The organism is Halostella limicola, from assembly GCF_003675875.1.
Lineage (GTDB): Archaea > Halobacteriota > Halobacteria > Halobacteriales > Natronoarchaeaceae > Halostella > Halostella limicola.
This window is the reverse complement of the sequence record NZ_RCDI01000007.1, coordinates 1-22210: the sequence shown is the minus strand read 5'-3', so window position 1 is coordinate 22210 and position 22210 is coordinate 1. Positions and strand designations below refer to the sequence as shown.

Here is a 22210-nt window from a genome sequence, read left to right as displayed (position 1 = left end):
CGAAAAGGAGCCCCTCTACGCGTCCGCGAACTGGTCGTGGACGAGCGCGCAGCCGGCGAACGCCGCGATGACGAGCGCGACGACGAGTCCGGTGACCCACTCGAACGGGTATAGCCCGACCTGGCCGGCGGTGAACAGGACGCTGCCGACGGCGGCGATACCCAGATAGTAGCGGGGCCAGGGCCGCTCGGTCTCGGTCTCGGTTTCGAGGTACTCGTCGAGGAGGTCGGCGTTCGGACCGAGCTCGATCCGTCCCCGGTTCCGGTTGAAGTCGACGATGCCGGCGTCGTCCATCTTCGGCAGATGGCACTGGTAGAGACCGACGTACACGCGCTTGCGCTCCCCGGAGGTCAGTTCGCGCACCGGTTTGTCGTTCTCACGGGCGGCGACGTGTTCGGCGAGGTCGCCGAGCGCGACGGGCCCCTCGTTCTCGTCGAAGTACTTCAGAACGAACCGACGCCGTTCGTTCTTGAGCACCTCGAACATCACGTCGAGCGAGAGTTCCTTCGTCTGTTCCTCCCCCTCGGCCGTCTGCTGTTCTTCGGCTGTCTCTTGGATCTCCTCTTCCCCTTCCGGCGGTACCGATTCCTGAGTGACGCTCATTGTGATCGCGTTCCCGTTCGGTAACCCGCCGCGTTCGTAAACCATGCACCCCGACTGCTGCGTTCCCCAATTCGTGACATGCGTGTCCAATTTTTCGGTGGTTGAAAGCCTGTTCCCCACCCCCCTAGGGGCGCCGTGTCGTCACTTCGGTTTGTAGCACCCGATAAGATGACACGGGATTGTATAAAGTTAACTAATATATAATTATACATGTTCTTAAAATGGTAGTTGTGTCAGGATGACCCTGTGATCAGGGTAGGTTGAACTTTGAAACAGTAGCGTCAACCTCAGATTCTTTCCCAGGTCCATAACGATCAATAAGTCCTCCCACAGAACCGGTATCGGAACGCTACGAACCCAAAATTCGAGGCGGCTCGCGGCCGCGAACGGCCGCTGGAAACCGCTCCGAAGAGACGACGATCCTCGCTGGTGACGGCTAACAGCCGGTCGCGCCCCCTATCGCGACCGGCCAAGCGTCCCCCGTCGGTCCCCCGGCCGACGCGGGACGGTGTCGCGTTCGCGTCCGCGGTTTCGAGCCCCGGTCCCCCGTCGTAGATCGTACCGTCACCAGCGAGTGAATCATCGGACGAGAGAGGAATAAAACGGCGTTACTGTTCGACGGTGTTTCATGTCGAAACGGCGGTTAAGGGACAGTTTCGCCGTTCCCGCATCGATAGACGGGGTCCCCGCCGACGAGTACGCGGCTGACCGCGGGTCGCGGATCGGGATCCACGAGCACGAGGTCGGCGACCGCTCCTGGTTCGATCCGGCCCCTGTCGTCTAGCCCGACCGCGTCGGCCGGGGCGCTCGTCACCCGGGCGACCCGCCGGTGGAGGGGTTCGCCTGTGTCGACGAACGGCGCGCGGAGCAGCGAGTGCGGGTGGTAGTCGCTGCAGAGCACGTCGACCGCGTCGGCCGCTATCGCCGTTTCGACGCCGAGGTTCCCCCAGAGGCTCCCGCCCCGGACGAGGTTCGGTGCGCCCATTACGGTCGTCATTCCCCGGTCGGTCGCGGCTTCGGCGGCGGCCTCCGTCACCGGGAACTCGCTTATCGACACACCGCGGCGCCGCATTCGGTCGACCGTCGCCGGACGCTCGTCGTCGTGCGAGGCCACCGGAACCGCAGCGTCGCGAGCGCTGTCGACAAGGCGCTTCACGCGCGCGGTGAGTACCGAATCGTCGCAGTCCCGCCGCTCCGCGAACGACTCCGCATCCCACTCCGCGCTCCCGCTTCCGTCCGCGTACCGGCGCTCGAACGACTCCGCGTCGTCGAACTGTCCGGTCCCGGGGGCGTGGTTCATGAGCGACACCAGCGAGACGCCGCCGTCCTCGATCGCGTCGCGGACGGCCGCGACGCAGTCCGCGTCGCTCACCTCGCACCGCGCGTGAAAGCGGTGTCGAGCCAGCAACTCGTCCGAGTCAGCGAGCGCGTCGCGGAGCTCGCGCGCTAGGTGGAGCGACCGGTTCTCCGACGGCGTCTCCTCGAAGGCGACGGCGTGGAACTTCGTCGTGATCCCCGCTGCGAGGGTGACCCTGTCACACGCGTCGAGCGCCATCTCCACCGGGACGCGCGCCTCAGACCGCGGGAAGACGTGCTGTTCGACGTCGTCTCCGTGGAGGTCGACGAGGCCCGGAAGCAGGAACTTCCCGTCCGCGTCGATCCGGCGGTCGGGGTTCGACGGCGGGACGGGCGGCGCGATAGCGGCGATGCGGTCCCCGTCGACGACGAGGCTTCCCCGTTCGACGCCGGTCGGCGTCACGATGCGTGCCCCCTCGATGACCGTCCACGTCATCGGTCTCGGGTGCGAGCGGCGGCGACGCGCCGCTCGGACTGCGTTCGTTCCGCGGTATGCGTTCGTTTCATGCGTTTGCCCGGCTTAGGGCATCGAAAACGATCGGTTCGATCATTGTAATGTCCCCACTAGATGACCTCGGGCGGTCGGAAGACGACGCCGACCCACCCCGCGAGCGCCGCCAGCGCGACGCCGATAGCGATCTCGACGGGCACTACCGGCCCCGCGGCGAGCGCGACCCGGAGGTCGTGGAGGCCGTCGGCGACGTACACCAGCGCGGTCACCCAGCCGAGAGCGACTGCCGTCCGCTCCCGGCCCGAGAGTCGACCCAGCAGGTAGTATCCCCAGTAGCCGCCGACGGCGACGGCGACCCTGACGACGATCATCCACTCCAGGCCCACTGCGCCGATGACGGACCGGAGCACAGGGTTGAGTTCCCTCGCCGGTCCGCCCACGTACGCGTACGTCAGCGCGGAGCTGACGAGACAGCCCGCGAACGCCGCCGCGTAGGCCGCTCCGAAGGTTCTCCGACTCCGCGGATCGACCGCGTCGTACTCGAACCCGGCGGTCTGGTTGCTCATCCGGTGGCTCGGTCGGTCTACCACCCTGCCCGGGATAAGTAAACGTCTGATACAGCCGACCGCCAGTATCATAGGTGGTCATTACTGCCGGTAACCGGCTTCAAAAACGCTAACACGCAGATACCCGTCGCCCGGTCCGATCCGCCCGATCCGACGCGTAGATGGTTCGTACTCTCTCGTAACCTGGCTATACTTATGCGGACTGGCGTTCGTGTCATCTCCCGATGACGAACGACACAGGTCCCCGCAACGTGTTGGCCGACCGTGACGACGTTTCGAGCGCTCTCGACGCCGCGTTCGATCTGCTCGCGACCGAACGACGGCGGAACGCGCTGTACTGCCTCCGCGAGGCGGACGACCCGGTCCCACTGCTGGAACTCGCCGACCGGGTCGCAGACCGGGAGGATGAGTCGCCGTCGGACGCCCGCGAACGCGTCGCTATCTCGCTCGGCCAGGTTCACCTCCCGAAGTTAGACGACGCCGGCGTCGTCGACTTCGACCCACAGGACCGCTACGTCGTCCACCGCGGCGACCCGATCGTGGACCGGTTTCTCGACCACGCCGCCGAGCATGAACGGCCGGCGAGCCAGTAACTCGGATCCGTATCAAGTTCCAAACCCTTTAGTTCGTTGAGAACAACGGCCGTAGTTAGTGATGGCACTGATCGCGAACCGGTCGCGGCCGAACGGCGCCGACAGTCGAGGAGGGTACTCGACGAGATGACCCGTTCAGGGCTCTCCCGATCGTCGGACGTAGTGACGTACGATCCAGAAGCGAACGCGTACTACGCACACCACGACTGGTCGGATCAGGGATCGTTGAGCGTGACGCTGATCACCGCGCTCGCGGAGATCGCGGACGCCGATCCGACGGAGATGCGGCGGCTGGGGGCCCACGTCAATCCCGACGCGCTCGATACCCTCTTCGAACCGCGGACCGACGGCGAGTCTCGGTCCGCTGGCCGACTCGAACTCCCCGTCGACGACTATCACGTCACCGTCTACGCGGACGGTGAGATCGTCATCCGTCCGTAATCGCGGCCGAACGTCGTATCCGTTCGAAGCTATATCTTACTTTTCTAGAAGTCCGCAGATAGACTGGAACCTAACCGGAGACGGTTCATCGATCCCGTGAATAGTGGCTCGTCCGAGACGCCGCCGGAAACAGCCATTGGATCGCCGGTTCGACCGGTCGGCATCGCACGCTGTCCGATCCCCGTCCGCCTCGCGTCGATGCCCGTCTGGCGGGCGATTTTCGCCGCCCCGGAGCGAACAGGTGCGACCCCGTCCAGACTGTAATTTGAAATGATAATTCCGCAGTAGAGTACGTCAATATATATGTTTACAAGTATATGTGTGTAACGCTACTGCTGACACTCGCAGCCGCCGCGTTCGAGGAGGGCGCCGACCTCGTGGTGGCGGCCGCACTCGTTGCAGGTGACGTTCACGTCGACGAACACGTCGAACTCCCCGAGCGCCATGACGTCGGCGTCCCTGAGTTGCGAGAGCGTCCCGTCGGTCACGGCGGCCGTCCGGTTCTGGAGGGCGAACACGGTGTCCGTCGCCGACTCGATCCGGTCCTCGTCGCTCCGCTCGTCCTCGTACGTGGTGTCGAGACACTCCCGGAGGTGGGTGTGGATCGACTGGTGGGAGACGAAGTCGTCCCGCACCGCGTCGACGTCGACGGAGGCCCGTTCGAGCCGCTTTCGGGCCTCGACGCGAACGCCCTCGCTCGTGTCGTCGCCGACGAGGAGTTCGTAGAAGTTCTCCACCTCGCCGTCGAGCACTTCCATCCCCGAACGGCGCATGGCGGCCCGGAGCAGGTTCTGATTGACGTACTCCTCCAGGTCCCGGAGACTGTCCTCGCCCCAGCGGTCGGCGAGCTCCTCGTGTAGCTCCGGAACGTCGTACCGGTCGATGACCCGGCCGACCTTACAGTTGCAGTCGACGGTCACCGTCTCTGCCGTTTCCATCAGTGGAAACAACGCATCTCGCTCGTTTAAACCTTACCTCACGGCGACACTATACTGGCGACGCTACTCTTCCAGTCGCACGCCCGCCTGCGGGTGCTGGTCGGCGTCCTCGACGAGCGGGCCGTCGCGGCGGAGCTCTTCCAGCCGCACCTTCGCCTCCTCGCGGTCGAGCCCGCCGACGACGGCGACGATGTCGATCAGGACGTCTTCGGGGACGCTACTGCCCGCTCCGGTCTGGCCGATCGGCGGGTCGACGCCCGTCAGCGTCTCCACGAACTCCACGATATCCGTCGACCCCCCGAGGCGGTCGTGCCACGCGGCGGGGTAGTTGCTCAGCCTGTCGTCGCCGACCTCGTACACGCCGTCGCCCGCCCACGTCTCGCTTTCGACCGTCTTCCGGTCGAGTTCCGCTTCGATCTCGTCGCTGTCAAGCTGGCTCATCCCCCGCTCGTCGAGCGCCTCCGCGTACGCTCTGACGACGGACCGGTCGACGCCGGGCCCGTCGCTCGAGTGGTAGCGCTCGATGAGCGAGAGGAACTCCTCCGCTATCAGCGAGTCTCCGCGGTGTCCGAACTCGTCGAGGACGTGCTCGTTTAACTCGACCATCGTCCTCGTGCAGGGCTGCGACGGCAATAAGTCCCCGTCCTCCCGGGGGCTACCGACTCCGGATCTCGATCGCGTGGAATGTTTACTATCCTCAAAATCGGTGCTGGGATCGCTCTGGACCGTCGTTCCTGACCCCGGTTGGAAACTCGTAGGACACAAGTAATAAACGCGAGATATATTTAACCGCCGTATACCTATGGTTTCGTGAAGTTCAGTAGAAATATGACCGCCAGCGAAAACAGAGACAGGTCGGTCCTCATCCCGACTGGGTGGGACCCGGCAAGCTATCCGTGTATCCGTTCGCTCTCTCGGCGGAATATCTACACGATCGTCGCCTCTGAACGCGACAGGGTGCCCGAATTCGGGTCCCGCTACTGCGACGAGACAGTGACTCTCCCCTCCCCCCAGAAGAACCTGTCCGCTTACAAGGAGAGCCTGTTGGACGTCGCTGCTCGCTCCGACGTCGAGACGATCGTTCCCATTCGCGAGCACGATATCTACGTCTTCTCGAAGTACGAAGCCGAGTTCGCGGAACACGTCTCACTCGTGGCACCGCCGTTAGACAAGCTCCGGACGGTCCACGACCGGATCGAACTCTTCGACGCCGCCGAAGCGGCCGGCGTCCCGGCACCGGATACGCGACTCCTCAGCGACGTCGACCGGTGGGACGAAGACGTGATCGTCAAGTCCCGGTACAACCTCCTCACGAACGATTATCACGACGATCAACCCCGAAACGAGGTCGAGGAGGTGAAGGGCGTGCAGTACGTTCGAGCGGGCGAGACGCCCGACGAGGCCGAAATCGTCGACGAGATGGGTCACGAGCCGATCGTTCAAGAGCACGTTCCGAAGTCCAACGAGTTCATGTTCGCCGGTATTTACGACCACGGCGAACCGTTAGCGACGTTTCAGCACGAGCAGATCCGCGGTAACTCCTACGTCGGCGGGGGAGGCGTGTACCGGAAATCGATCTATCGGCAGGACCTCGAAGACGTCGCCCGGCGGCTCCTCGACCACCTCGAGTGGCACGGCCTGGCCTGCATCGAGTACATGGAACACGCGGAGACCGGCGAACTCATGCTGACCGAGATCAATCCTCGGATGTGGCAGTCGCTCCCCGCGACTGTCAGAGCCAACGCGGACTTTCCGTACTACTACTGGCTCCAGTCCCAGGGTCGACAGGCGGAGATCGACCCTCAGTACGACCTCGGCGTCGGCAGCCATCTCCTGATCGGCGAGTTCAGTCATCTCTTGAGCATCGTTCAGGACGACTCTCCCTTCGAGACTCGTCCATCCCTCTGGGAGTCTATCCGGGAGGTACTCGCCTCGTGCTACCAGGACCCGAACTTCGATTATCTCCGTCCCGACGACCCGGTCACGTTCGCGTACGGGATCCGAGAATTCTTCTCGCGCGTGGGGGGTTCCAAACCGAAAAACCCGAAGTGACGGCGCTCCGACCGGTGGCAACGTACGGCCCGTTCTCAGTCGGCGGGGGACGGTCGCCGCGTCTCCCGCACCGCGTCGACTTTGGCCATCACCGGATTGGCCAGGACCCCGTGTAACACCGCCGAGAACAGGACGATAGCCGCCACGATCGCCCATATCTCCTCGTGAGCGCCGAAGCGCGCGCTGTTCAGTGCGTACGCCAGGTAGTAGAACGAACCGATCCCCCGTATGCCGAAAAAGGAGATGACGGCGCGCTCGCTCCAATCGGCCGACGAGCCGAGCATCCCTATCAGCCCGGCGACCGGCCGAACGACGAGGACGAGGACGACGGCGACGATGGCGCCCGCCATCGAGAGCGGTGCCAGGAGCCCGCTCACCAGCGCGCCGCCGAACAGGATGAGCACCGCGGCCATCAGGAGCCGCTCGACGACGACCGCGAAGTCGTGCAGGGTCTCGTGGTAGTCGTGGGTCCACTCGTAGTGGCGGAGCACCAGCGCCGTGACGAACACGGCGATGAACCCGTACCCCTCGACGATCTCCGTCAGTCCGTAGGAAAGCAGCGTCGCGGCGAGCGCCTCGGACCCCTCCATCACGCGGGCCAGCGTCGTGGTGCTCGGCGCGCCGAACACCAGCCACGCGACGACCTTCCCGATGACGTACCCCATGATCACGCCGACGACGATCTTGTAGACGACGTAGAACGCTAGCCACTCCCCGAGCCAGTCGACGGCGAGCACGCCCGGCCCCGCCGCCGCGAGGATGGCGGCGTACGTGAACGGGAACGCGAGGCCGTCGTTGAGGCCGGCCTCCGAGGTGAGCGCGAAGCGGATCTGGCCCTCCTGGCGTTCCGGATCTATCTCCTCGTCCTGGTCCGCCTGCGGCTCGCCGACCTGTACGTCGGCGGCCAGCACTGGGTCGGTCGGCGCGATGACCGCCCCGAACAGGATCGCCAGCGCGGGGAGCATCCCCAGGAACCACCACCCTATCACGGCGGTGACGAAGATAGTGATCACCATCGTGATACCGAGCAGCCTCCAGGCGGACATCCAGGCGCGCCAGTCGAAGGGCCGGTCGAGTTTCAGCCCCGCGCCCATCAGCGCGATGATGACGACCAGTTCCGTCAGCCGTTCCGTGAGCTCGGCGCTGCCGACCGGGTCGATGGTGGGCATTCCGATAGGGAGCGAGAACGCCACCGCCCCGAAGGCGATGTAGAGGAGCGGAAAGGACATCGGCTTGTCGGAGAGGAGCTTCGGCAACACGACGGCGCCGAAAATGGCGACGCTAATAATGACCAACGTCACGTGATACTGGTCGACCATGCGTCGGCGTGTACGTGGGGAAAAGACTTGAATATCGGGCGTTCTCCCGGAACGCGTTGGTCCGCCCGGACGGGTCGGCGGCGATCAGTGGCGACCGCCGGTCCGCCGGCCGCGCTGCTGGGTCTCCTCGTCGTACTCCCCCGTCGTTCCGCCGTGGTCCTGGCTGAGACCGCGCTCTTTCAGGCCTTCGCGTTCGCCGCCCTGCTGCCGGCCGCTCTGATGGCTCGAGTGCTGCCCGTGCTGACGCCCGGACTGCTGGTGCTGCCCCGAGTGCTGATGCTCGCTGCCGCTCTGACCTTGGTACTGGCTCGTCCCTCGTCCGCGGCCGGTCTGCTGGTGGCGGTCGGTCCGCTGCTGTCCGGCGTGCTGCCGGTCGTTGTGGTGTCCGGTCTGCTGCCCGCTGTCCTGTCGCTGCAGGCCGTGGGCGTGCTCGTCGTGCTCCTGCTGGCCGCCCTGAAACCGGCGGCCGCCCTGATCGCCGTGCTGCTGCTGGCCACCCTGGAACGGGTCGCTCGGGTCCTCGCCGCTTCGCTTCCCGCCGTGCCGGCTACCGCCGAGGCCCTGCCCGTACCGCCTGTTGCTGCCGCTACTCCGATCGCCGGCGCCCTGACCGCCGCTCCGGTGGCCGCCACGACTGAAGGCGCTCTGCTGGTCTCGCTGCGTCTCCTGCTGTCCGCCGCGATCGCTCTGTCCGCGGTGTTGCTGCCCCCGCCGCTGCTGTCGCCGGTGCTGGTCGCCCTGCTCCCGACCGCGGTCGGTGACATCGCGCTGGCCGTGCTGTCCCTGCTGGCTGGTACTGCTCTCGTCCCGTCCGCGCTGTCGGTCGCCCTGCCTCCCGGTTCGACCCTGACCGGTCGGGCGGTACTCGTTCGTCTCGCGGTCGCTCTCGCCCTGCTGGTGGTGCTGATGGTGGGTCATGGCTCGTCGTCCGCTTCGCTGCGGCGGCGAATAAACCGGTTCGACTGTTCGGTCCCGTTTCACGACCGGGGACGGGTCGCCGCCGGGAAAGGAGGGGTTATGCCCCGTAGCACGGGTTTCGACGGGAAACAGCAGTCGCTCGTCTCGCCACGTCCGACGACGTCGACGCGCCGTTCGGGCGCGAAGATGACTAAGCCGGCGTTACCTCGCTGATCACTGCGCCGGCGGCGCTTCTACACTCTTTCCCGGCGGTGTCACCGCCGGGCTCGCCCTCACTTCCTTTACGCTCGCCGTCGTACGGTCCGCGCATGTCAGACCTCTCCGCGGCGCGGACGGAGCTTCAGGCGGCGTCCGACGACGCGGCGGCGCCCGTTCGCGAACAACTGCACTCGGTCGACGAGGGACTCGCCGAGCTCGTCGACGGTGAGACGACGGGCGAGGACGAGCCGCACCTCGACCGATTGCGCGAACTGGAACAGAAGCTGCTCGGGCTGGAAGACGAGATCGAGAACGAGGTCGTGCGGGAGCGCGTCGACGCCGCGACGGACAACATCGCCAAGTACCGGGATGCCCGGGCGCGGGAAGACGCCGGCGACGAGTAGCGACGGCCGTTTATCCCGCTGCACGCCGTAGGCTTATCCATGGCAGACGAAACTGACAGCGACGCCGGCGATCAGGACGAGGAACAGGACGTGAACCAGTACGGCGGCGGCGACGAGGACATGGACGCGGTCGAGCAGACCGAACGCCGCGAGGACGACGTCGAGACAGAGGACGATCCGGACGACGACCCAGACGACGAGTCGGAGTGACGACCCGTACCGTTTCGTAGCCTCGCGCCGTCGGACGATCCATGGCTTCGTCAGGAACCGCGCCGATCGACTGGGACGGCCTGCCCGAGTTCACGCTAGAGCGCGACCCCGACGAGGGGGATCTCTCGGACGCGCCGGATCACGTCCGCGCGGCCGCGTACGCTAACCGCCTGCTCGGCGCGTCGTTCGGCGCGGGCGACGACGGCAAGTTCGTCTACCTCGCCGATGTCGCGGAGTCGTACTTCGACGACGTGGAGGCCGAGCGCGACCTCGAACCGGTCGGCGAGGCGTACGGCTCGTTCAAGAACGACCCCGACGTGATCGCGCTCAAAGCGTTCGAGCAACTGCCCGACGCGTTCGCGGTCGACGTCGAGCGGACGCGGGAGGCCGCTCGGGACGACGGCGGCCCCTCCTCGTAGAGCCCGGACACGCCCGGTCGGGAGCGGTCCCGCCGACGTGCGCAGTCGTATCTGCGTCGGCGCGTCCCGGACCGGAACGCGATCGCGCCCCTAGACCCATCCGGCGCGGCGTCGAACGTTCGTCCATGTCATCGCTTCCGCCGCTGCTAGACGTGCGCGACGACCTGCGGACCGCTCGCCGGGAGAGCGACGCCGACGTGAACGACGACGTCGACGCCGTCATCGAGCGACTGGAGGAGGTGCCCGAGCGGGACCCGGGCGGTCAGGACGCCATGATCGACGAGATCGACAACGAACTCCTCCGTCTGGAGGAGCAACTGGACGGCGACCCCGCCCGCCGGATCGGCGCGGCCCGCAACCGACTCCGGATCTACCGGCACGCGATGGGCGAGTCGAGCGAGCACCTGGCGGTCATCGACACGGAGTTCCAGAGCGGCGACGCGAGGCCGGGCGCGGTCCCCGCCGACGTCAGGAACGAGGAGGCGACGGTCGAGGCGACCGTGCTGAACGAGGCCGCGCCCCGCGAGGTCGTGCCCGTCGTCCGCTTTCTCGACGACGGCGACGAGCTCAAGTCGGTGACGGGGTCGCCCGTCGAACTCGGCGAGAACGACCAGCGGACCGTCTCGGTGACCGCGATGGTGCCCGAGGGCGCCGACGGCTACACCGTCACGGTCGTCGACGCCGAGGACGCGCCGACCGCGTAGGGGCAAAGACTCTACTGCGCGGCCGTCGAACCGCGGGCATGACGACCTGTCCCGTCTGCGACCGCGACGTCGAGGCGCAGAACCCGGCCGAGACCGACTACGGGGGCTCGGAGTTCGCCCCCGCGCAGACCGAATACGAGGGCGAGACGTACAGGTTCTGCAGCGAGGACTGCAAGCAGCGCTTCGAGAGCGACCCCGCCCAGTACGCATGAGCGCGTTCGACGACGAGTTCGCGGCCGTTCTCGACGAGGTCCCGGACGAACACTTCGACCGCGAGCGGTTCGTCCCGGGCGCCGGTGAGTTCGACGCGGACGTGATGCTCGTCGGGGAAGCCCCCGGCGGGAACGAGGTGAAGCAGGGCGAACCGTTCGTCGGGCAGGCGGGTCAGCAGTTAGACCGCATCCTGGAGGACATCGGGATCGCCCGGGAGGACCTGTACGTCACGAACCTGGTGAAGGTCCGCCCGCCGGAGAACCGCGACCCGTACGTCGAGGAGATAGACGCCTGGCGGCCCGTGATGGAGGCCGAACTCGACCGCGTCGACCCGGACGTCGTCGTCCCGCTCGGCTCGTTCGCGACTCAGGAGATCCTCGACACGGATGAGACGATAACCGACCTCCGCGGCGAGACGTTCGAGCGCGGTGGCCGCCTCGTCCGGCCGACGTTTCACCCCGCGGCCGCGCTGTACGACCGGAGCAAACTGCCGCAGATCACCGAGGACCTGGAGCGGGCGCTCACCGAGAGCGGCGGATGACGCATCGGGCCACCCGAGTAACGGTCTCTTTGTCGGCCCGAACCGGCGTCGGCGACAGCGACGAAACCCCGACACAGCGGCCGTCCAACGGCCGTTCGAGGCCGCCGTCGGGGGAAATTTCCCGTTATCCGACGCAAAACTATGGAAACGACCGCGCCGGTTTATCCACGTCTCCCGCGTAGCGTCGCGTGACTCCCGCGGGAGTTCCCGGGGGACGACCGAAACCATCCCAGCGTCTGGGAGTGATTCCAATGTCGCAACAACAACCTCCTCGGACGGGTGCACAGCAGGGACAGATGACAGGGCAGATGGGCCAGCAGGGCGGCATGGGCCAACAGCAGATGGGCGGGCAGGGCCAGCACGCCCAGCTCATCCCGCAGACGGGCCGGAGCTTCGACGGTGACCTCACTGGCGAACTGCACGCCGCGCTGGAGGACTTCGAGAAGGTCGCGGACGTCACCAGATGGTGCATCGACAACATGATCGACGAGGGGCCACACATGTCGACGTGTATCCGCGTCTGTCAGGACGTCGGCGACCTCGCGGAGCTCAACGACCGGCTGATCGCTCGCGACTCGATCTACGGCCTCGAAGCGGCGATGCTGTTCGCGTCGGTCGCCGAGGACGCGCTGCAGGAGATCGAGCGCCACCAGAACCCGCACTGTCAGGAGACGGCGGCGACGATCCGCCGCGCGCTCGACAGCACGTACAACCTCCTGGAGTCGTTCGGCCAGCCGCAGCTCATCCAGCAGGTCCAGCAGCAGCTCCACCGCGCCCACGAGCAGTTCGAGCAGGCGCAGGAGATGCCGCCGGCCGGGCAGGGGCAGATGGGCGGCGGCCAGATGGGTGGCGGACAGATGAGCCAGCAGGGCGGCATGGGACAGCCGATGGAACCCATGCCGCAGGAGCAGATGGGCGGGGGTCAGATGGGGATGGGCGGTCAGCAGCCCCAGCAGTGGTGACGCGCCCTCGACGCTGATCTCCTCGTTTTTTCAACGGTCGACGCTGCCGAGGACGACGTCCAGACTGCCGAGCGCGGCGACCAGGTCGGGGACGTACTCGCCCTCCGCCATCTCGGGGAGCGCGTGGAGGTTGTGGTAGTCGGGGCTCCGGATCTTGAAGCGAGCGGGCTTGGCGGTGCCGTCGCTGCGCATGTAGATGCCGAGCTCGCCCTTCGACGCCTCCACGGTCTTGTACGTCTCCTTGCCCTTCGGCGGCTTCAGCGTCCGCGGCACGTTGCTCTGGATGGTGCGCTCCTCTTCCGGCCAGTCCTCGAGCAGGTCGACGCACTGCTCGATGATCTTCGCGGACTCCTCGACCTCCTCCATGCGGGCGATGGTCCGGGCGTAGTTGTCGCAGCCGTCGCGGGTGACGACGTTCCAGTCGAGTTCGGGGTAGTAGCTGTAGGGGTCGTCCCGGCGGATGTCGTAGTCGATCCCCGACGCGCGGGCGACCGGCCCCGTACAGCCGTACTGCTTCGCGACCTCCGGTTCGATGATGCCGACGTTGACCGTCCGCTCCTGCAGGATCTCGTTGCCGGAGATGAGGTCGTGCAGCTCCTCCAGGCGCCCCGGCAGGCCGTCGAGGTAGTTCCGGACCTTCTCGATCCACTCCTCGCGGGGCTCCGGCAGGTCCCAGGCGACGCCGCCGACGCGGAAGTAGTTCGGCATCATCCGCGCGCCGGCGAGGTCCTCGCAGATGTCGAACACGCGGTCCCGCTCCATCATCGAGTACATGAAGATGGCCGTGAAGTCGCCGTAGATGTCGAGACAGAACGTCCCGACGGCGAGCATGTGGCCGAGAATGCGGCCGAACTCGGAGGTCATCGTCCGGAGTACCTGCGCGTACTCCGGGACCTCCAGGTCCGCCAGGTCCTCGACCGCCCGCGCGTAGGCGTGCTCGTTGGGGTAGTGCGAGGAGTAGTCCCAGCGGTCCGGGTACGGCATGATCTCGTGGCGGTAGTGGCCGTTCTGGGCCATCTGCTCCTCGCAGCGGTGGAGGTAGCCGACGTCCGGTTTGACGTCGACAACCTGCTCGCCGTCGAGCACGGTCTCCAGGTGGAGGACGCCGTGGGTCGCCGGGTGGTGCGGGCCGATGTTCAGCATCATCGTATCCGACTCTTCGTCCCGGTGGTCGTCCTCCAGCGGGTTCCGGTGCTCTTCGAGCGTGACGACCTGCGGCTGCTGCTGGTCGTAGTCCTTGCTCAGGGGGTGGCCGACCCACGTCTCCGGCAGGAGGATGCGGCGGAGGTTCGGGTGGTCCTCGTACTCGATGCCGACGAGGTCGTACGCCTCGCGCTCGTGCCAGTCGGCGGTCCGGAACACCGGCTCCGCGGACTCGCTGACCGGATCGTCGCGCGGCGTCGGCACGACGACGCCCACCTCCTGGGTCGGGTCGTCGTACTTCCGGAGGTGGTAGATCGACTCGTAGCGGTCCTCGTACTCCTGCGCCGTGAGACAGGAGAGGTGGTCGAACCCCGCCTCCCGCCTGAGCAGTTCGAGGACCGCCTGCACCTCGTCGGGCCGGATCACGAACGCCTCGGCGTTGCTGTGGGTTTCCCGGTCCAGCACGCGGTCGCCGAGCAGGTCCTCGATCGCGTCGTAGTCGACGGTCGTTGCCCCCGCTTCGAGCTCTCGTTTCTCTTCCTCTGGCGTGCTCATGGCGTGTTCCCCTCGACCCAGTTGTACTCCATGACGAGCGTCTCCTCGTCGATGCGGTCGGACAGCTCGTCGACGACCTCGCCGCGGTCGAGGTCGCCGAACCGCTCCAGTTCGTACGGTTTGACGACGACCGGCGCGGACTCGCCGTTGGCGACGCGCTCCTGCAGCTTGGCGACGCCGTAGATGAGCGCTTCCGGTCGCGGCGGACACCCCGGGATCTGGATGTCGACCGGGATGACCTCCTCCGCGCCCTTCACGACGTTGTACCCCTTCTGGAACGGGCCGCCCGAGGCCGTGCAGTTGCCCATGCCGACGACGAACTTCGGCTCGGGCATCTGGTCGTAGACGCGCTTCATCCGGGGGGCGAACTTCGAGACGATCGTCCCCGGCACGATGATCACGTCGGCCTGTCGCGGCGAGGCGCGCGGGACGCCCGCGCCGAAGCGGTCCAGGTCGTGTTTCGTCGAGTAGCTGTGCATCATCTCCAGGCTACAGCAGGCGATGCCGAACTGGAGCATGAACATGGAGGACCCCCGCACCCAGTTCATGAACTTGTCGAACTTCGTGAGGATGAACGGCGACGAGCCGAACGCCTCACGCAGCCGCGAGTTGAACCGATTGCCCAGTCGGCTCCCTTCCGTGCTCGCTCCCCGTCCCGGCGACCGCTTCTCCATGTATTGCTCGTTAGAATCACTCATTGTCCCCACCCGAGGGTGTCGTGGCGTAAGTGGAGCAGAGAGAAGTATGTTAGGCCGTGTCATAGTACTGATAACCGCACGAGTGCAGTACGACGACGACATCTGGCAACCACTCGGAACCGACCTGGGATTCAGGCTTATCCGCGTCACGCGGGAACGTCCGACCATGACGGACGACCAGCCGGACGCCAGCGAGGTGACCGACCGCGCGAACGAGCGCCGGCGCGAGCGGGCGAAAAGCGCCGAGCGGATGTCGGCCGACCTGGGGGCCGACTTCTTCGACGAGTACAAGTATCCCGCGACGAGCGAGGAACTGGCGACGGAGTACGGCGACGAGGAGATCGACCTCGCCAACGAGACCGAGACGGTCGGCGACGTGTTCGACCGACTGGTCGACGAGCGCTTCGAGTCCGCCGACGAGGTCCGGGAGGCGGTGTACAACGAACTGACGGGCGAGGCCAGCGGCGCCGAGGAGTACAACGACGAGCGCGCGCTGTCGGGCCTCGACGACGAGGAAGCGGGTCGGTAGCTCGGGCGAACTGACCGGGCGTGCCGACGCGCCGCCGGAGCTACTCTGGATGGTCTCCGGAGTACTGCCAGCGGCCGTCACCCCGGTCGATACCGGGCAACTCCCGCAGGACGGGGGCGACCGCGTCGCGCCACCAGGTGCCCGCGGACGCCTCCACATCGGCGGCGTCGCGCGCGAGTTCTTGCAGTTCGTCCTCGGACGCGCCGCCGTGGCTCTGCAGGTGCTCGAACACCGCGGTGACGGCCTCGCGCTGTTGCGCGTCCACGTCCAGCGATTCGAACGCGTGCTTGACGCTGCCGTACGTCTCCTCACCGGTCGACGTGAACGCCCGCCGGCCGTCGCCGTCGTCGACCGCCCCGCCGCCGGCGTGGCGCCACGCGTCGCCGTCGCGCTCTATCTCGGGCAGTTCCGCGAGCGGGTCGCGGATCGCCTCCGCCCACCAGTCGTCCGCCGAGGCGTAGCCGAGGGGGTTCTCGCTGTACACCGCGTCGATCACCTCGGCCGACGACGCCGCGCCCCAGTGCCGCAGGAACGCGAACGCCTCCTCCAGGGCCTCCGCGTGGTCAGGCGCGAGGTCCATCTCGGCTATCGCCTCGCCGACCGCCGGCGGCGTGTCGACCCCGGCGTCCGCCGTGCCGTCGCCGGGCGAGGCGAGCAGTCGCTCGCCGCTGTCGGTGATCTCGTAGGTGCCCGTCGATTCGCGGACGAGGCCGCCCTCGACGAGGCCGTCGAGGCGGTCCGCCGTCTCGTCGTCGCTCAGTCCCACCGCGTCGGCGACGTCCGCGCGCCCGGCGGCGTTCTCGGCGAGGTAGTCGAGGATCGCTTCGTCCTCCTCGGTGATGGTCGGCGTGCTCATGCTTCCGGGCGCACCGTGAGGACGGGGGCGTCGGCCGTCCGGACGACTTTTTCGGTGACGCTGCCGAGCAGATAGCGCTCGACGCCGCTCCGACCGTGCGTCCCCATCACCACGAGGTCCACGTCGTTCTCCGCCGCGTAGTCCGCGATCGCCCGATGGGGCGGCCCGTACACGACCTCGCGCGTGACGGGCCCCACGCCGCGGTCGGCGGCGCGCTCCGCCACCTCTTCGACTGCCTCTTCCCCCACCTGCTCGTACTGGTCCGGGGTGGTGCCGGAGTAGGCGTCGGCGGCGAACACCGTCTCGTCGACGGCGAAGATCGCGTGGAGATCCGCGCCGTACGTCGACGCGATGTCGAACGCGTGTTCGCCCGCCGTCAGGGAGGCCTCGCTCCCGTCGGTCGGCAGTAGCACTCGGTCGTACATACTCGTCGGTCACGACGCCGGGTGTTAAACTTCGGGCGACGTTGCGCGAGTAAGGCGCGGTTCACCCCGACCTAGGGCGGTCTTAGTCAAGCGCCCGGCGCAAGCGCGTCGTCGTGTCCCGCGAAGGGCGGTACTATTCGGCGCAACGCCGGACAACCGACGGCAACGGTCGCGCCGGTTTATACCTCGCCGCCGACGTTGCATGGACATGGGACGCTATCCGCGCGCAGCACGGAATGCGAAGATGAAGTGCGTCGAGTGTAACGCTCCGATCGTCGAGACGGCCGGCGACGAGTACGTGTGTATCGACTGCGGCGAGTCGCCGATCGTCGGTCGAAGCTAGCGGACTACACGCAACGACGCACTCGAACGGCGCCGAGTTCCGTTCGATGTGCGAATCGCTTCACTTACTGCTCGAACAGCGCCGCGAGCGATTTCCGCAGCCCCGCCTGCAGGTGCTGGTGGAAGGTGGACGGCGACACGCCGAGCGACGCCGCCAGCTCCTCGCCGGTGCTCTCGCGGGGCCTGTCGAAGTAGCCGCCGAAGTACGCGGCTTCGAGCGCCGTCCGCTGTTTCTCGGTGACCTCGGCGTCCGCGGTCGCGCGGAACTCCTCGACCGACCGCTCGTCCCTCGTTACCGACCGCTGTGCGACGAGCCGAGTGTCAGGGAACGCCTCTCGGACCGTCTCGACGAGCGCCCGCACGTCTGCGTCCTGTGGGAGTTCAGTGACGAAGTGCATACTCGTTCCCTCGATACTCGCCGACCTGAGTCGCCCGCCGCGGCCCGAGAGCGCCCGGGTCACCGGCAGGTCCTCGGCGACGACCTCGAACAGTCCGTCGCGTACCCGCCGGACGTTCTCGACGGTGACGACGTCGCCGAACGCGGCGGTCAGGTCGGCCGCCTCGACGTCCGGATCGGTCGAGACGAAGATGACGACTCGGTCGCCCTTACCGGCGACGGTCCGAAGGACGGCCAGCTCGCGGCCGACGAGCGCGTTGCACTCGTCGATGGCGTCGTTCACGCGAAGCGTGACCTCCAGGCGCGCGTCGCTCATGATCATCCGCCGCTGTTCGAGCGCGTTGATCGCGTAACCGACGGTCTCGCCGAGTTCCGTCAGGACGCTGCGCTCGCGCTCGTCGAACAGTCCCGGCTGCTCGCCGCGGATCGCCAACGCCCCGTAAGGCGTGCCGTCGTAGACGATCGGTACGGCGGCGACGCCGTTCTTCACCTGCGACTCTCTCGTCCGCGCGGCCGCAGCGACCGGATCAGGGTTGTCGCTGTCGCCCGCCGACGCGGACGCGCGATCGATCTCGCTCAGCTCGATGCCCGCCCACGCGGTCGGCTGGAGACGGTCGGTTGCCGGGTCCCGCTCGCCGATCCAGGCGGAGCGGTACCGATCGGCGGCGGCCAGGTGCTCGCAGACGGCGGTCAGCATCGCGTCACGGTCCGCGGCCCCGACGAGGCTCCGGTTAATGTCGCGGATCACGCCGTTGATCCGGTTCAACCGCTCCAGCTCGTCGCGCTGGCGCTCGAGTTCTCGTTCCCGCTCCTTCCGCGGGGTGACGTCGCGGATGAACCCGGTGAACACCCGCTCTCCGCCGTGTTCCGACTCTCGGAACGCGATACTCAACTGGAGCTCGTGCCCGTCTCGGTGCTGGCCGGGGAACTCGAGGTAGTCCCAGTCCACAGTGCGCTCACCCGTCGACAGGTATCGCTCGAACGCGGCGACGTGGTCCGACTGGAGTCGTTCGGGCATCAGCGCGGTCACCGGTTCGCCGATCAGTTCCTCGGGCGCGTAGCCGAACAGCCGCTCGACCGCCGGGTTAGCGACCACCACGTCGCCGCTCTCGTCGACGCCGACGACGCCGTCCGACGTGTTCTCGACGACGGAGCGGAAGTACGTCTCCGCGCCGCTGACCGCGATGGGTTCGGCGACGGAAACGGCGCTATCGCCCTGCTCCGCTGACTTCGGCTCGCTCATCGCGTTTGACCATCTGTGTGGCATTCGGTTCCTCGGCACATACCCCACTCTTTGGGTGGAGGTCTTTTTGGAATCTGCGGCTTAACGATTTCACAGCTAGAAGTTTGAATGTAACTGGGGACGACTATATGATCTGTCGTACGAGGGGGGACGACTGCCGATGAGACGGAAATCCCTCTCCGCCGCGTCGGTCGCCGTCGTGGCCGACGGGGCGACCGCGGACGCCGTCGCCGACGCCGTCCGCGACACGGGCATCTCGATCGAGTTCTTCGAGACCGGCCGCGGCTCGCGCGGCCTCGATCCGGACGAGATCGACTGCCTCGTCTGCGCGGACGCGGCCGTTCTCGACGCGCTCCGCGAGCGCTTTCCCGACGTCGCTGCGGTCGTCTACGCGGCGGCGGAGGAGGCTGCCGTCGACGACGTGTTCGACGCCAGCGCCGAGTTCGTCGACCGGGAGAGCGCGGCGAGCGACCGTCTCCTCGTGCACGCGATCGAACGCGCGGTGCGGGGTGACGAGCGCCCGTCGGACGACGGTGCCGACGCCGAGGCGACGGCCGCGACGCGGAGCGAGGCGCACCTGCAGGCGCTCGCCGACGCCGCGTCCGACGCGATCGTCACGATCGACGCGAACAGCGAGATCCGGTACGTCAACCCGGCGGTCGAGGAGGTGTTCGGCTACGCGCCCGAGGAGCTGATCGGCGAATCGCTCTCCCTCCTCATGTCCGACGAGATGGCCGAGCGCCACCGCGAGGGGATGGACCGCTACCTCCGGTCGGGGGAGCGAGCGTTGAACTGGGACTACCTCGAACTCCCCGGCCGACGCCGCGACGGATCGACGATCGAACTCGGCGTCTCGTTCAGCGAGTTCCGGTACGACGGCGACCGGCTCTTCACGGGGATCATCCGCGACGTCACCGAGCAGGTCGAGCACCAGCGGGAACTCGCTGCCGTCGCGGAGGTGACGCAGGGGCTGTCGGCCGCCGAGACCCGGACAGAGATCTGCGAGGCGGTCGTCGACGCGGCCGAGGCGAAGTTCGACGCGCCCGCGGCGATGGTCGCCCTCTACGACGAGAGCGGCGGCGAACTCCGGCCGGTCGCGGAATCACCGGAGGGCGCGCTCTCCGACGAATTGCTCGGCGACTCGGTCGAGAACCCGCTCTGGGAGACGTTCGCCACGTACGAACCGACGGAGTTCGCGGTCGGCGAGGGATTCCGGGGGTTCTGCGTTCCGCTCGGCAAGCACGGCGTCGTCGTCTGGACGGCGACCGGCGACGACTTCACCCCCCGGGAGCGCGACACCGTCCGCATCCTCGCCGAGGGCGTCCGAGCAGCCCTCGACCGGGCGGACCGGGAGGAATCGCTGCGCGAACGGACCTCCGCGCTGGAGGCCCGGACCGCCTCGCTCGACCGAACGGCGGCGGTCGCCGACGTGCTCGGCGGCAGCGTCGACGTCGCCGTGAGCGCGGATTCCGAGCGCGAGGTCCTCCGCGGCGTCTGCGAGCGGATCACCGCTGCGGAGCCATTCGCGTTCGCCTGGGTCGGCGAGGACGACCCTGCCACCGAGGACGTGATCCCGACGGTCTCGGCCGGCGAGGGCGAGGGGTACCTGGAGCAGATATCGGTAACCGTCGACGAGAGCCCGCACGGGCAGGGTCCGGCCGGCCGAGCACTTCAGGAGGGGACGGTGCAGACGCAGAACGACGTACTCGGAGACCCTCCGTTCGATCCCTGGCGGCAGGCCGCGCTGGAACGCGAGTTCCGCTCGGTCATCGCCGTTCCGATCCGCGGCTACGACGTTCCCCGCCGCGTGCTGGTCGTCTACGCGACCGAACCGGACGCGTTCGGCGAGCGCGAGCGGCGGGCGTTCGGCGCGGTCGGCGACCTAACCGGGTACGCGCTCGGAAACGTCGAGCGCAGGCGCGCTATCGCAAGCGACTCGTCGACCGAACTGGAACTCAGGGTCGGCGACGACGTCCCGCCCGTCGCGCTCGCGGGCGCCGCCGGCACGGAGTTGGAGTTCGAGCGCGTCTGCCTCGATGACGACGGGGTCCGGACGATCGTGCTCGTGCCCGACGGTGCAGCGGACGACCTGCTCGCGGCCACGGACGACCGCGCGGACGTCCGCGGGTCGTCAGTCGTCGACCGGTCCGACGGCTCCGTCCGGATCGAGGTCGTCTTCGACGAGGACGGCTTCTTCGGCGAGCTGCTGGAACGGAACGCGCTCCCCCGCGACGGGACCACCGACGGCGACGGGCTTCGCCTCGTCGTCGAACTCCCGTCTCCGATCGACGTCGACTCGTTCGTCCGGTGGCTCCGGCAGCGGTACGACGCGGCGCCGGTCGCCCGCCGCGAACTCGACCGGCCGGTGCGGTCGAGGCGTCGGTTCCGGTCGATGGTGGAGTCGTCGCTCACCGACCGGCAGAACGAGGTGCTGGAGGCGGCGTTCTACGGTGGCTACTTCGACTGGCCCCGCGAGCGGACCGGGCAGGAGATCGCCGACACGCTCGGCGTCTCGCAGCCGACCGTCAACAGGCATCTGCGGGCCGCGGAGCGCAAACTCCTCACGCTCCTCTTCGACGAGGAGTGACCCCCGTGTTATGCATATAGCCCCGATCCGATCGGCTCCCGTATCACTGTAGCCACGGTACCCATGGGGCCGGATGTACTACGAAGGGATGGAACATGAGCGTGAACCTACCGACCACCGTCGAACGCAGTGCGGAAAACGAGTCCCTCCCGGAGACCGTCGTCTGGGCCGTCGCCGACGCCAAGGGCGTAGATCCCATGGACATCGACGTGCCCCTCTACGACAGTGTCGACCCGGACGCGCTGGAGCGCCTGTTCGGGGAGGACTCTCCGCAGTTCGACGCTCGGCTCACGTTCACGCTCGCGGACTGCGACGTCGTGATTCGCGGCGACCGCACCGTCGTCGTTCGACCCCCCAACGACGCGACGGCCGCCGCGACCGCGACCGCGGTCTCGCAGGACTGAGGCGGCGACGTCTCGTCCGGTTCCCCTGCCCCGCTTCCCCCGACGCCCTCCCACGGCACCCCAGTTCAGCGGCACCCCACTCCCGCGTTCCGGAACGCTTCCCCCTCGTCCCGGAACGCTTCCCCCTCGTCCCGGAACGCAAT

At 67.4% G+C, this 22210-nt stretch carries 26 protein-coding genes; 14 read left to right on the top strand and 12 right to left on the bottom strand.

Annotation, left to right across the window (positions count from 1 at the left end):
• Positions 1–15: 15 nt before the first annotated feature.
• From D8670_RS19215 to D8670_RS19205, 3 genes are all read right to left on the bottom strand, one after another.
• A complete protein-coding gene (locus D8670_RS19215) occupies positions 16–603 on the bottom strand; it encodes a DUF7344 domain-containing protein (RefSeq protein ID WP_121819845.1) in 588 nt (195 codons plus the stop codon).
• 643 nt (positions 604–1246) lie between these two features.
• Positions 1247–2395, bottom strand: a complete 1149-nt coding sequence (locus D8670_RS19210; protein WP_121819743.1) for an alpha-D-ribose 1-methylphosphonate 5-triphosphate diphosphatase — start codon at positions 2393–2395, stop codon at positions 1247–1249.
• Between the two features lie 128 nt (positions 2396–2523).
• On the bottom strand, positions 2524–2976 hold the full coding sequence (locus tag D8670_RS19205) for a hypothetical protein (protein WP_121819742.1): 453 nt from the start codon (positions 2974–2976) through the stop codon (positions 2524–2526).
• A 224-nt stretch (positions 2977–3200) separates the two neighbouring features.
• Between D8670_RS19205 and D8670_RS19200 the strand changes: the two genes are divergently transcribed.
• Together D8670_RS19200 and D8670_RS19195 are read left to right on the top strand one after the other, a co-directional pair.
• Complete coding sequence (locus tag D8670_RS19200; RefSeq protein ID WP_121819741.1) at positions 3201–3569, top strand: DUF7344 domain-containing protein; 369 nt, start codon at positions 3201–3203, stop codon at positions 3567–3569.
• Between the two features lie 162 nt (positions 3570–3731).
• Positions 3732–4010 (top strand): HalOD1 output domain-containing protein, encoded by a 279-nt coding sequence (locus D8670_RS19195; RefSeq protein WP_121819740.1) that lies wholly within the window; start codon positions 3732–3734, stop codon positions 4008–4010.
• A gap of 329 nt (positions 4011–4339) precedes the next feature.
• Here the strand turns inward: D8670_RS19195 and rdfA are convergent, their stop codons facing one another.
• On the bottom strand, positions 4340–4948 hold the full coding sequence (gene rdfA, locus D8670_RS19190) for a rod-determining factor RdfA (RefSeq protein WP_121819739.1): 609 nt from the start codon (positions 4946–4948) through the stop codon (positions 4340–4342).
• 63 nt (positions 4949–5011) lie between these two features.
• Positions 5012–5554, bottom strand: coding sequence for a hypothetical protein (locus D8670_RS21205; protein WP_162994379.1), 543 nt, complete (start codon positions 5552–5554; stop codon positions 5012–5014).
• Positions 5555–5905: 351 nt separating this feature from the next.
• On the opposite strand from D8670_RS21205, the gene D8670_RS19180 reads away from it, so the two are divergent.
• Positions 5906–7000 (top strand): carboxylate--amine ligase, encoded by a 1095-nt coding sequence (locus D8670_RS19180; RefSeq protein WP_162994378.1) that lies wholly within the window; start codon positions 5906–5908, stop codon positions 6998–7000.
• 35 nt (positions 7001–7035) lie between these two features.
• Here D8670_RS19180 and D8670_RS19175 read toward each other — a convergent pair whose 3' ends face one another.
• On the bottom strand, positions 7036–8319 hold the full coding sequence (locus D8670_RS19175) for a cation:proton antiporter (RefSeq protein ID WP_121819737.1): 1284 nt from the start codon (positions 8317–8319) through the stop codon (positions 7036–7038).
• Between the two features lie 84 nt (positions 8320–8403).
• Positions 8404–9237: a hypothetical protein gene (locus tag D8670_RS21200; protein WP_162994377.1), complete on the bottom strand. Its 834-nt coding sequence runs from the start codon at positions 9235–9237 to the stop codon at positions 8404–8406.
• A gap of 308 nt (positions 9238–9545) precedes the next feature.
• On the opposite strand from D8670_RS21200, the gene D8670_RS19165 reads away from it, so the two are divergent.
• The 7 genes from D8670_RS19165 to D8670_RS19140 all read left to right on the top strand — a co-directional run bounded on the left by D8670_RS19165 (position 9546) and on the right by D8670_RS19140 (position 12888).
• Positions 9546–9839 (top strand): DUF7553 family protein, encoded by a 294-nt coding sequence (locus D8670_RS19165; RefSeq protein ID WP_121819735.1) that lies wholly within the window; start codon positions 9546–9548, stop codon positions 9837–9839.
• Between the two features lie 39 nt (positions 9840–9878).
• On the top strand, positions 9879–10049 hold the full coding sequence (locus D8670_RS21195; RefSeq protein WP_162994376.1) for a hypothetical protein: 171 nt from the start codon (positions 9879–9881) through the stop codon (positions 10047–10049).
• A gap of 41 nt (positions 10050–10090) precedes the next feature.
• The gene (locus D8670_RS19160; RefSeq protein ID WP_121819734.1) at positions 10091–10468 is read left to right on the top strand and encodes a hypothetical protein; all 378 of its coding nucleotides are present in this window, start codon (positions 10091–10093) and stop codon (positions 10466–10468) included.
• 125 nt (positions 10469–10593) lie between these two features.
• A complete protein-coding gene (locus D8670_RS19155; protein ID WP_162994375.1) occupies positions 10594–11172 on the top strand; it encodes a DUF7553 family protein in 579 nt (192 codons plus the stop codon).
• A 38-nt stretch (positions 11173–11210) separates the two neighbouring features.
• Positions 11211–11384 carry a YHS domain-containing protein gene (locus tag D8670_RS19150; protein ID WP_121819732.1) on the top strand — a complete coding sequence of 58 codons (174 nt, stop codon included), beginning with the start codon at positions 11211–11213 and terminating at the stop codon, positions 11382–11384.
• A complete protein-coding gene (locus D8670_RS19145) occupies positions 11381–11926 on the top strand; it encodes a uracil-DNA glycosylase (RefSeq protein ID WP_121819731.1) in 546 nt (181 codons plus the stop codon). Before D8670_RS19150 ends, D8670_RS19145 begins: the two co-directional genes overlap by 4 nt.
• A gap of 251 nt (positions 11927–12177) precedes the next feature.
• Complete coding sequence (locus D8670_RS19140) at positions 12178–12888, top strand: four-helix bundle copper-binding protein (RefSeq protein ID WP_121819730.1); 711 nt, start codon at positions 12178–12180, stop codon at positions 12886–12888.
• A 30-nt stretch (positions 12889–12918) separates the two neighbouring features.
• Here the strand turns inward: D8670_RS19140 and D8670_RS19135 are convergent, their stop codons facing one another.
• Together D8670_RS19135 and D8670_RS19130 are read right to left on the bottom strand one after the other, a co-directional pair.
• On the bottom strand, positions 12919–14586 hold the full coding sequence (locus D8670_RS19135) for an NADH-quinone oxidoreductase subunit D (RefSeq protein ID WP_121819729.1): 1668 nt from the start codon (positions 14584–14586) through the stop codon (positions 12919–12921).
• Positions 14583–15260: an NADH-quinone oxidoreductase subunit B gene (locus tag D8670_RS19130; RefSeq protein WP_233752287.1), complete on the bottom strand. Its 678-nt coding sequence runs from the start codon at positions 15258–15260 to the stop codon at positions 14583–14585. The genes D8670_RS19135 and D8670_RS19130 overlap by 4 nt, the downstream gene beginning before the upstream one ends.
• Before the next feature lie 190 nt (positions 15261–15450).
• Between D8670_RS19130 and D8670_RS19125 the strand changes: the two genes are divergently transcribed.
• Entirely contained in the window at positions 15451–15813 is a 363-nt protein-coding gene (locus tag D8670_RS19125) for a DUF5789 family protein (protein WP_121819727.1), read from the top strand.
• A gap of 40 nt (positions 15814–15853) precedes the next feature.
• On the opposite strand, the gene D8670_RS19120 is transcribed toward D8670_RS19125, so the two are convergent.
• Positions 15854–16669 carry a helix-turn-helix domain-containing protein gene (locus D8670_RS19120; RefSeq protein ID WP_121819726.1) on the bottom strand — a complete coding sequence of 272 codons (816 nt, stop codon included), beginning with the start codon at positions 16667–16669 and terminating at the stop codon, positions 15854–15856.
• Entirely contained in the window at positions 16666–17094 is a 429-nt protein-coding gene (locus D8670_RS19115; protein ID WP_121819725.1) for a universal stress protein, read from the bottom strand. The genes D8670_RS19120 and D8670_RS19115 overlap by 4 nt, the downstream gene beginning before the upstream one ends.
• A 208-nt stretch (positions 17095–17302) precedes the next feature.
• Between D8670_RS19115 and D8670_RS21695 the strand changes: the two genes are divergently transcribed.
• Positions 17303–17437 carry a hypothetical protein gene (locus D8670_RS21695; RefSeq protein ID WP_255459104.1) on the top strand — a complete coding sequence of 45 codons (135 nt, stop codon included), beginning with the start codon at positions 17303–17305 and terminating at the stop codon, positions 17435–17437.
• A 64-nt stretch (positions 17438–17501) separates the two neighbouring features.
• On the opposite strand, the gene D8670_RS19110 is transcribed toward D8670_RS21695, so the two are convergent.
• Entirely contained in the window at positions 17502–19076 is a 1575-nt protein-coding gene (locus D8670_RS19110) for a PAS domain S-box protein (RefSeq protein WP_162994374.1), read from the bottom strand.
• A 160-nt stretch (positions 19077–19236) separates the two neighbouring features.
• Here D8670_RS19110 and D8670_RS19105 point away from each other — a divergent pair, with 160 nt between their 5' ends.
• Complete coding sequence (locus D8670_RS19105) at positions 19237–21663, top strand: PAS domain S-box protein (RefSeq protein WP_121819723.1); 2427 nt, start codon at positions 19237–19239, stop codon at positions 21661–21663.
• A 95-nt stretch (positions 21664–21758) separates the two neighbouring features.
• A complete protein-coding gene (locus D8670_RS19100) occupies positions 21759–22067 on the top strand; it encodes a HalOD1 output domain-containing protein (protein WP_121819722.1) in 309 nt (102 codons plus the stop codon).
• The last annotated feature ends 143 nt before the right edge of the window (positions 22068–22210 follow it).

What these genes read in the sequence shown, in the direction of transcription:
- D8670_RS19115 (WP_121819725.1), bottom strand. Translation starts at nt 17,094, where the DNA reads ATGTACGACCGAGTGCTACTGCCGACCGACGGGAGCGAGGCCTCCCTG.
- D8670_RS19205 (WP_121819742.1), bottom strand. Translation starts at nt 2,976, where the DNA reads ATGAGCAACCAGACCGCCGGGTTCGAGTACGACGCGGTCGATCCGCGG.
- D8670_RS21195 (WP_162994376.1), top strand. Translation starts at nt 9,879, where the DNA reads ATGGCAGACGAAACTGACAGCGACGCCGGCGATCAGGACGAGGAACAG.
- D8670_RS21695 (WP_255459104.1), top strand. Translation starts at nt 17,303, where the DNA reads ATGGGACGCTATCCGCGCGCAGCACGGAATGCGAAGATGAAGTGCGTC.
- D8670_RS19165 (WP_121819735.1), top strand. Translation starts at nt 9,546, where the DNA reads ATGTCAGACCTCTCCGCGGCGCGGACGGAGCTTCAGGCGGCGTCCGAC.
- D8670_RS21205 (WP_162994379.1), bottom strand. Translation starts at nt 5,554, where the DNA reads ATGGTCGAGTTAAACGAGCACGTCCTCGACGAGTTCGGACACCGCGGA.
- D8670_RS19135 (WP_121819729.1), bottom strand. Translation starts at nt 14,586, where the DNA reads ATGAGCACGCCAGAGGAAGAGAAACGAGAGCTCGAAGCGGGGGCAACG.
- D8670_RS19200 (WP_121819741.1), top strand. Translation starts at nt 3,201, where the DNA reads ATGACGAACGACACAGGTCCCCGCAACGTGTTGGCCGACCGTGACGAC.
- D8670_RS19145 (WP_121819731.1), top strand. Translation starts at nt 11,381, where the DNA reads ATGAGCGCGTTCGACGACGAGTTCGCGGCCGTTCTCGACGAGGTCCCG.
- D8670_RS19210 (WP_121819743.1), bottom strand. Translation starts at nt 2,395, where the DNA reads ATGACGTGGACGGTCATCGAGGGGGCACGCATCGTGACGCCGACCGGC.
- D8670_RS19110 (WP_162994374.1), bottom strand. Translation starts at nt 19,076, where the DNA reads ATGAGCGAGCCGAAGTCAGCGGAGCAGGGCGATAGCGCCGTTTCCGTC.
- D8670_RS19155 (WP_162994375.1), top strand. Translation starts at nt 10,594, where the DNA reads ATGTCATCGCTTCCGCCGCTGCTAGACGTGCGCGACGACCTGCGGACC.
- rdfA (WP_121819739.1), bottom strand. Translation starts at nt 4,948, where the DNA reads ATGGAAACGGCAGAGACGGTGACCGTCGACTGCAACTGTAAGGTCGGC.
- D8670_RS19125 (WP_121819727.1), top strand. Translation starts at nt 15,451, where the DNA reads ATGACGGACGACCAGCCGGACGCCAGCGAGGTGACCGACCGCGCGAAC.
- D8670_RS19120 (WP_121819726.1), bottom strand. Translation starts at nt 16,669, where the DNA reads ATGAGCACGCCGACCATCACCGAGGAGGACGAAGCGATCCTCGACTAC.
- D8670_RS19100 (WP_121819722.1), top strand. Translation starts at nt 21,759, where the DNA reads ATGAGCGTGAACCTACCGACCACCGTCGAACGCAGTGCGGAAAACGAG.
- D8670_RS19140 (WP_121819730.1), top strand. Translation starts at nt 12,178, where the DNA reads ATGTCGCAACAACAACCTCCTCGGACGGGTGCACAGCAGGGACAGATG.
- D8670_RS19175 (WP_121819737.1), bottom strand. Translation starts at nt 8,319, where the DNA reads ATGGTCGACCAGTATCACGTGACGTTGGTCATTATTAGCGTCGCCATT.
- D8670_RS19160 (WP_121819734.1), top strand. Translation starts at nt 10,091, where the DNA reads ATGGCTTCGTCAGGAACCGCGCCGATCGACTGGGACGGCCTGCCCGAG.
- D8670_RS19150 (WP_121819732.1), top strand. Translation starts at nt 11,211, where the DNA reads ATGACGACCTGTCCCGTCTGCGACCGCGACGTCGAGGCGCAGAACCCG.
- D8670_RS19215 (WP_121819845.1), bottom strand. Translation starts at nt 603, where the DNA reads ATGAGCGTCACTCAGGAATCGGTACCGCCGGAAGGGGAAGAGGAGATC.
- D8670_RS19105 (WP_121819723.1), top strand. Translation starts at nt 19,237, where the DNA reads ATGAGACGGAAATCCCTCTCCGCCGCGTCGGTCGCCGTCGTGGCCGAC.
- D8670_RS19130 (WP_233752287.1), bottom strand. Translation starts at nt 15,260, where the DNA reads ATGGAGAAGCGGTCGCCGGGACGGGGAGCGAGCACGGAAGGGAGCCGA.
- D8670_RS21200 (WP_162994377.1), bottom strand. Translation starts at nt 9,237, where the DNA reads ATGACCCACCATCAGCACCACCAGCAGGGCGAGAGCGACCGCGAGACG.